The sequence below is a fragment of the Mycobacterium persicum genome (assembly GCF_002086675.1).
GTDB classification, from domain to species: domain Bacteria; phylum Actinomycetota; class Actinomycetes; order Mycobacteriales; family Mycobacteriaceae; genus Mycobacterium; species Mycobacterium persicum.
Map to the genome: position 1 here is coordinate 1 of NZ_MVIF01000164.1, position 6,750 is coordinate 6,750.

A 6,750-nucleotide genomic window follows, 5' to 3' on the forward strand; every position below is an offset into this window, starting at 1 on the left:
GGGTGGGACGGGCGGTCGAGTACTTGGCCCGATCACCCGCTGCCCGAGTGGCGCACTGAGCATCGAGGGGCCATGATTCGCACCACTGTGACCGCATCGGACGGCGTCGCACTGGCCGTGCATGCCTATACCGAGATCGACCCGCGGCGCCCGACCATCCTGGCCATCCACGGCTACCCGGATAACCACCACGTGTGGGACGGCGTCGCGGCGGAACTTGGTCATCGCTACCCCGGCAAATACAACGTCGTGGCCTACGACGTGCGCGGGGCCGGCGAATCCGGACGACCGGCCGGTCGGTCGGGATATCAACTCCCCCAATTGGTTTCCGACGTCGGCGCGGTGATCGACAGCCTCGGCGTTGACCAGGTACACCTGATCGGGCACGACTGGGGCTCGATCCAAGGCTGGACGGCGGTCACCGACGACACCGTGCTGGGCAAGATCGCCTCGTTCACCTCGATCTCCGGGCCGCACCTGAACTATGCGGGCCGGTTTCTGCGCTCACCGCGTACGCCGCGCGCCGTGGCCGCCGTTGCCCGACAGCTCCTGGCCTCCTCCTACATCTGGTTCTTCCTGTGTCCGGTTGCGCCGGAGATCGCGATCCGGTCGCGGTTGCAAGTGAAAGTGTTTGAGGCCGTTGAGCGTATCGGGAGATCAAGCACCCGTAGCCGGCGGGGCGCGTCGCCCCGGTCGCTCGACGACTACCGCAACGGGCTCAACCTCTACCGCGCCAACATGCCCGCACCGTTTCTGGCACCGCCGGCGCAACTGCCGCAGGCCGGCGTCCCGGTGCAGGTGCTGGTGGCGCGTCAGGACTATTTCGTGACGCCGGCCCTGCAGCGGTTTACCGGCTCGATTCCGGCCGAGCGCAGGGTCGTCTCGATCGAGGGCGGGCACTGGGTGGTGACCTCGCGTCCCGACGTCATCGCGAGGCTCACCGGCGAGTGGGTCGATATGGTCACCGAAGGGGCGGCTCCGTCGGGTGAGTCCACCCGACCGCGCGCTGTGCGAGGCACCCTCGCGCTGGTCACCGGGGCGGGCGCCGGGATCGGCCGGGCCACCGCGGTGGAGTTGGCCCGTCAGGGTGCGCGTGCCGTCGTGATCGTCGACCGAGACCTTGCCGGGGCCAATGACACCACCGAGGCCGTGCGGGCAGCCGGCGCCGAGGCCGCGGTTTACCAGGTCGACGTCAGCGACGAAGCGGCCGTGAACGACCTTGCCGCACAAGTGCGCAACAAGCACGGCGTGGTCGACGTCCTGGTCAACAACGCCGGCATCGGGATGGCCGGCCGGTTCCCGCAGACCACGTCGGAGCACTGGGACACCATCATGGCCGTCAATGTTCGCGGCGTCATCAACGGCAGCAGAGCGTTCGGCGCCCAGATGGTGGAGCGCGGCCAGGGCGGCACGATCATCAACGTGGCGTCGGCGGCGGCGTATGTGCCGTCAAAATCGATGGTCGCCTACGGCACCTCGAAAGCGGCGGTGCTGGCGTTGAGCGAATCGATGCGCGCCGACTTCGCCGACGAGGGCATCACCGTCACGGCGGTGTGCTCGGGCTTCGTCATGACGGCCGAGCAGCAGGAGCGCGCCCGCGAGAAGGCCGACGCCGCGTACCGCCGGCGTAACTACCCCCCCGAGGCCACCGCCAAGGCGATTGTCCGAGCCGTCCGGACCGGCCCGGCGGTGTTGCCCGTCGCGGCGGAGTCGCGGCTCGGCTATACGCTGCGCCGCGTCAGTCCGTCGCTGGTTCGGCTGTTGGCGCGCTTCGACATTCGGCAGACGTAGGGAAACGGCTGTGGCGCAGACTATTTGGAGCAGCAGACCCGCCGATCTTTATGGTCGTCGCGGCCGCGATCGCATGTTGACCGCATTGTGCGGGGTGGGCGCTCTCTTCGGCGGTTTCGCCTCGGCGTCGCGGTGGACGCCATCGCGGATAGTGCCGGTGCAGCGGAACATTGCCGCCGTGGTGGCCAAACGCGAGCTGCTCACCCCGGACGTGGTCGCGTTGACGTTGGCCGACCGTGACGGCGGGCTGCTGCCATCCTGGACCCCCGGAGCGCACATCGACGTTCGGCTGCCCTCGGGGCGACGCCGGCAGTACTCGCTGTGCGGTCCGCCCGGGAGACGCACCGACTACCGCATCGCCGTGCGACGGATCGCCGACGGCGGCGGCGGTTCGATAGAGATGCATGACGCCTTCCGCGAGGGCGACACGCTGACGTTCGAAGGCCCCCGCAACGCGTTCTATCTCGTCACCGACGAGCACGACGTGCTGTTCGTGATCGGCGGCATCGGGGTGACTCCGATCCTGCCGATGATCCGCCTTGCCGATCAGCACGGAATCGATTGGCGCGCAACCTATGCCGGCCAGAGCCGAGACTACATGCCGTTGTTGGACGAGGTGCTGGCGGTGGCGCCGGATCGGGTCACCGTCTGGGCCGACGACGAGCGCGGCCGCTTCCCCACCGCCGAAGATCTGCTTGCCGACGCCGGGTCGACGACGGCGGTGTATGTGTGCGGGCCGACCGGGATGCTGGAGTCGGTGCGGGCAGCGCGCGACCAACACACCGACGCGCCGCTGCACTATGAGCGGTTCGGTCCGCCGCCGGTGGTCGACGGTGTCGCCTTCGAGCTGGAGCTGGCGCGATCGCAGCGAGTGCTCACGGTGCCGGCCGACCGGTCGGTGCTGGGCGTCATGCTCGATTGCGATCCGGCGACGGCATATTCCTGCCAGCAAGGGTTCTGCGGGACCTGCAAGGTCAAGGTGCTGGCCGGCGAGGTTGATCGTCGGGGGCGCGCTGCGGAGGGTGAGGACGAAATGCTGGTCTGCGTCTCGCGCGCTCGAAGCGATCGTGTCGTGATCGACGCCTGAGTTCGACTGAGAACGTTGGGGGTTGGTTGGCCGACATTTCAGCTACACGTACTCGTTCCGTGAGAGGACAAGCGTCTGCGTGGGTGCGGAAATGTCGACATAGTAATGACCCGCACCGGTGGTGGTATGAGTCATCGCCGTCAACAACTCGATGACTTCCATCGCCTTGGCATCGTCAAACCGCCACACAACCTTGTCGTCGTGCAGCTCGATGTCGGCCGCGCCGGGAACGATCAGGAATTCGTGGATCTTCCCGTCGTGCGCCATTCGCGAATACCCCTGGCGCTCAGCCTGAACCAGCGTTACGAGGACGGTATTTACCCCGGCGGTGTCCATGGCCAACAACACCGCGTCGTCACCGAAGTAGAACTTTGGAGCCAGTTCGGCACGAACTACGGTCATGGTTCTCATGCTTTCTCACGGGCAGCCGAGGCGGCTCAGCGCACTCCGTTGTCGGTCCGAATCACATCCTCGATCAGAGGTGGATGCCTTTCTTCGCTTCCCGCACGTGGCCGATCTCATCGTCGAGCCCTCACAGCTGACCCTCTAGAATTCGCACGGTCTTGGATATTGTTGGCGCACTGGGTAAATCCTGCCAACGATAGCTGCTCCAGCGTTCCAGTCCCAGGGTTCACTGAGTGAAGACTGCTGGCTGGCGGTGCGTCGCTGGGCGTGACCCATGGCCAGCGCCCGGATTATCGACGCGCAATCGCTCAAAGCTGCTGACTCCGCCAGCAGGGCCACTCGCGTGTTTGACCTGTCTTGGCTCACGATTGGGGATTAGCATTAGCGGGCCGCAACGCCTCTGAGGTGCTGCCACGCCGCTGGATGGTCGAACGCGCAAGCGCTGCGCAAACGGGCCATGATGGGCCTAATGGTTCGCCGCGTCGAACCACTGCCCGGCCGGCGCCCATGGCAAACCAGCTCACGCAACGTAAAGTCAGCTCTTCGCGAACGCGTCCTGAGATGTCCTCAGCGCAGCCGAGCCGTCAGGGCGCAGTTAGTTGGTTGGTGATATCGAGTCCGGCGCCAGGATCATGGCGATGATCGGTCGTGTTCCGGCACTCGCCATCAAGGATGATTTGTCCGTAACTGTGGTCGGACGGCAGAAAGCTGATATTCGCCGTCACGCCGTTCTTATTCAGGGTTGTGCCGTGCAGATGCTGTCCCGGAGGGGGGCCAGCGTTCCAGCCGTGGGAGAGCATCGCGGCCCGAACTTGCTGGAAGTAGGTGTCCGGCTCGCCGTGAATCAGGAAGGTGATCGTGACTGTCCCCTGATAGGGCGGATCGCCTTGGTCGTTGCACGAGGCGAAGGAGAACCCACCGCTGACGCCTTGCAGGTTCGCGGCGGTGACGATTTGTTTGGCCGGCTCGATCACCTGGGCCTTGATCTGATCGTCGGTCATGGGGTGAGCCGAATCATCAAAGGGATTAGACGAGCCCGAGGAATGCGGTTTGGGAAACACCAGCGAACACGCTCCTAACACCATAACGGCGACCACGGTTACGGCAAACATTGCTTGCCGTAACCACACGCATTGCCGCTCAGTGGTGATGTTGGTCATCGAAAACATGATCATCGGTAACAGATCCTGGCGGGCGGCCCCACTCCGGGTCAATGACGGCGGGCGTGCCGGGTATACCGACGCCGACCGGACCCACACCCGGCATGTTGACCTTGCCCACCTGATAGCGGTGTTGGGCCGTCATGCCGTCGGATTCCAGCGCATCACCGTGACCCGAAGCGATGTCGGCCATGCTGTGCAAGGCCTCGCTCCCGCGATGGTAATAGTACGAATGGTCATGCGGATTAATGCCGTCAGAGCCGGGCACCTCGGCGCGAAAACGCACCGATCCGAATCCGTCGGCGGCCGGGTCAGCGCCCAGGCCGGGCGTTAAACCAAGCACCTGACCGCCAATGTTGTCTCGGTTCACATAATGGCTAAGACCATTCAGCTCCCCCAGCATCCCAACGGGATCCGTCGAGGCGTCACCCACATACACATGCCCACCGTCAAGATGAAAACTCGCGGCGTTGGCGGCAAGATCGGTACCCGGGCAACCGATCAGCACCGCATCGTTCGCGTGCATCTGACCCAACGCGAACGCGTCAGCCACCGTGGTTGAACCATACGAGTGGCCCAACACGGTGACGTGCTGACCGGCGCCGAGGTGGGTGGCCCACAAACCATTGACATCCTGCGCCAAGGCCTGACCGCCGGTTCGCGCCAGCTCCGGGGTGGAAATTCGTTGAACGTCGTTGAAGTCATTGGGAGCGTCGTAGCCCATCCACGCGATCACCGCGGTGGGGTTCTTTGGGTCGGCGGCGTTGGCCTGCTCGAACAGGTTCAGCGCGTCGTTGTGGCCCTCGTGCAGCCAACCACCCCTCACGCTGCTGCTGGTGCCCGGCACAATCACCGCGGTGTTCTTCGCCAGGTCCGGGTTACCGATGGCGATCGCCGCGCGACCCTTACCGCCGAAAGCCAGCGGGTCGTACGCGAACAGATAGGTGGGGAGAGGGTGGCGAGGATCATTCCCGGCGTCGTGGTCGAGACCCTGCTCGGTCTGATCGGCGTTCTGGTAGCGGGTGATGTCGGTGGCCGACAGACCGTACTTCGTCGGATCGCGCACCACATCGTCGACAGGCACGCCGTAGCGGCTGGCGATGTCGCGTACCCGGTTGAGGTCCTTTGTCATCACCGCGAGATTGGCGCCGCTGCGAGCAAGGACCGGGACGCCGTTGAGATTGCCGATCTGATCAGGGTGCTCAGCGATGAGCTGCTGTCGCTCCTCGGGGGTCAAGGACGTCCACCACTTGTTGACATCCTCCGGTTTCGTGCCGGGTGGCGGAATCTGAGGTTTTGCATCCACGGCCTGGAGAACGTCGGGGTCGTAGCCATCGGCACGTAACGTGTCCAGCGACTTGTCCAGGTAGCGTGAGTAGCCATCACGAAGCGACTCGACCTGGCCCAGAGCGGATTTGGTGTCAGCGATGGCCTCGTCTTCAAGACCGGTGATGTGGAGATCCAACAGCTTTCTCTCACCCGCGGTCAGGCGGATGTCCTTCTCCGCTTCCAGGGCCCGGCCGATTTCATTGTCGAGTTCCTGTAGTTGAGCCTCCAAGGTCGAGATCAGCAGTGTGCCGGTTCGCTGTGCCTGGGCCAACGCGGCCGCGATGTTTTCTAGGTCCACCCCGATCTTGGGCAATTGCAGGGACTGCGCACCCAGCGCCTTGGTCACCCGCTGCACCTCGGCGGAGTCATTAATCGGGTGAATGCCATCCTCGCGATACCATGCCGCCTCAAACCGACGACGCGCCTCCTCGAATGCCGCGTCAGCCTCAGCGGTGCAGCGACCGGCAGCATGAAACGCCTCCGCCAGATCAGAAATCTGCGACGGGCGACCAACTTGCAGACTGTGGTTGATCGCCCAGGGGTCACCGCCGGCTTCGGCGATCAGCGCTGGGCTACTTATGTAGCGCAGCGGAACCTGTCAAACCATTTGAGACGTGTCAGGCTGCGTGTTCTGTGTCGGTGTTCTCCTTCGGTGGTTCGTTGATCCAGGCTGCTTCGGGCAGCTTGGGTGGGGCGGGTTTGCGGCGGAACCGGTCGGGGTTCGCCGCGTAGGCGGCGGCGAGGGTTTCGGCGCGCCGGGCCCGGATCTCGATGGCGGTGCCGTCATGGATCGACGCCGCGGTATGCAATCCGATCCCGGAATGCCGATGCTCATGGTTGTAGTAATGAAAGAACTTGTCGCAGAACACTTCTGCTTGATCGAACGACGCGAACCGCTCCGGGAACACCGGGCAGTATTTCATCGTCTTGAACCCCGACTCAGAGTAGGGATTGTCATTCGACACGTGCGGGCGCGAC

General features: G+C 64.5%; 6 protein-coding genes. 2 read left to right on the plus strand and 4 right to left on the minus strand.

Annotated elements, in window-relative coordinates; translation table 11 throughout:
• The first annotated feature begins 72 nt into the window (after positions 1 to 72).
• Positions 73 to 1,791: an SDR family oxidoreductase gene (locus tag BST40_RS26900; protein ID WP_083156336.1), complete on the plus strand. Its 1,719-nt coding sequence runs from the start codon at positions 73 to 75 to the stop codon at positions 1,789 to 1,791.
• Positions 1,792 to 1,801: 10 nt separating this feature from the next.
• On the plus strand, positions 1,802 to 2,878 hold the full coding sequence (locus BST40_RS26905) for a PDR/VanB family oxidoreductase (RefSeq protein ID WP_083156339.1): 1,077 nt from the start codon (positions 1,802 to 1,804) through the stop codon (positions 2,876 to 2,878).
• A gap of 42 nt (positions 2,879 to 2,920) precedes the next feature.
• Here the strand turns inward: BST40_RS26905 and BST40_RS26910 are convergent, their stop codons facing one another.
• The 4 genes from BST40_RS26910 to BST40_RS33435 form a co-directional block, all read right to left on the minus strand.
• Positions 2,921 to 3,280: a hypothetical protein gene (locus BST40_RS26910; RefSeq protein WP_083156342.1), complete on the minus strand. Its 360-nt coding sequence runs from the start codon at positions 3,278 to 3,280 to the stop codon at positions 2,921 to 2,923.
• Between the two features lie 587 nt (positions 3,281 to 3,867).
• Entirely contained in the window at positions 3,868 to 4,443 is a 576-nt protein-coding gene (locus BST40_RS26915; protein ID WP_075548929.1) for a hypothetical protein, read from the minus strand.
• Positions 4,424 to 6,361, minus strand: a complete 1,938-nt coding sequence (locus BST40_RS26920; RefSeq protein ID WP_083156345.1) for a putative alpha/beta hydrolase — start codon at positions 6,359 to 6,361, stop codon at positions 4,424 to 4,426. The genes BST40_RS26915 and BST40_RS26920 overlap by 20 nt, the downstream gene beginning before the upstream one ends.
• 28 nt (positions 6,362 to 6,389) lie before the next feature.
• The coding region (locus BST40_RS33435; RefSeq protein ID WP_142276826.1) for an integrase core domain-containing protein at positions 6,390 to 6,750 on the minus strand (361 nt) is incomplete at its 5' end.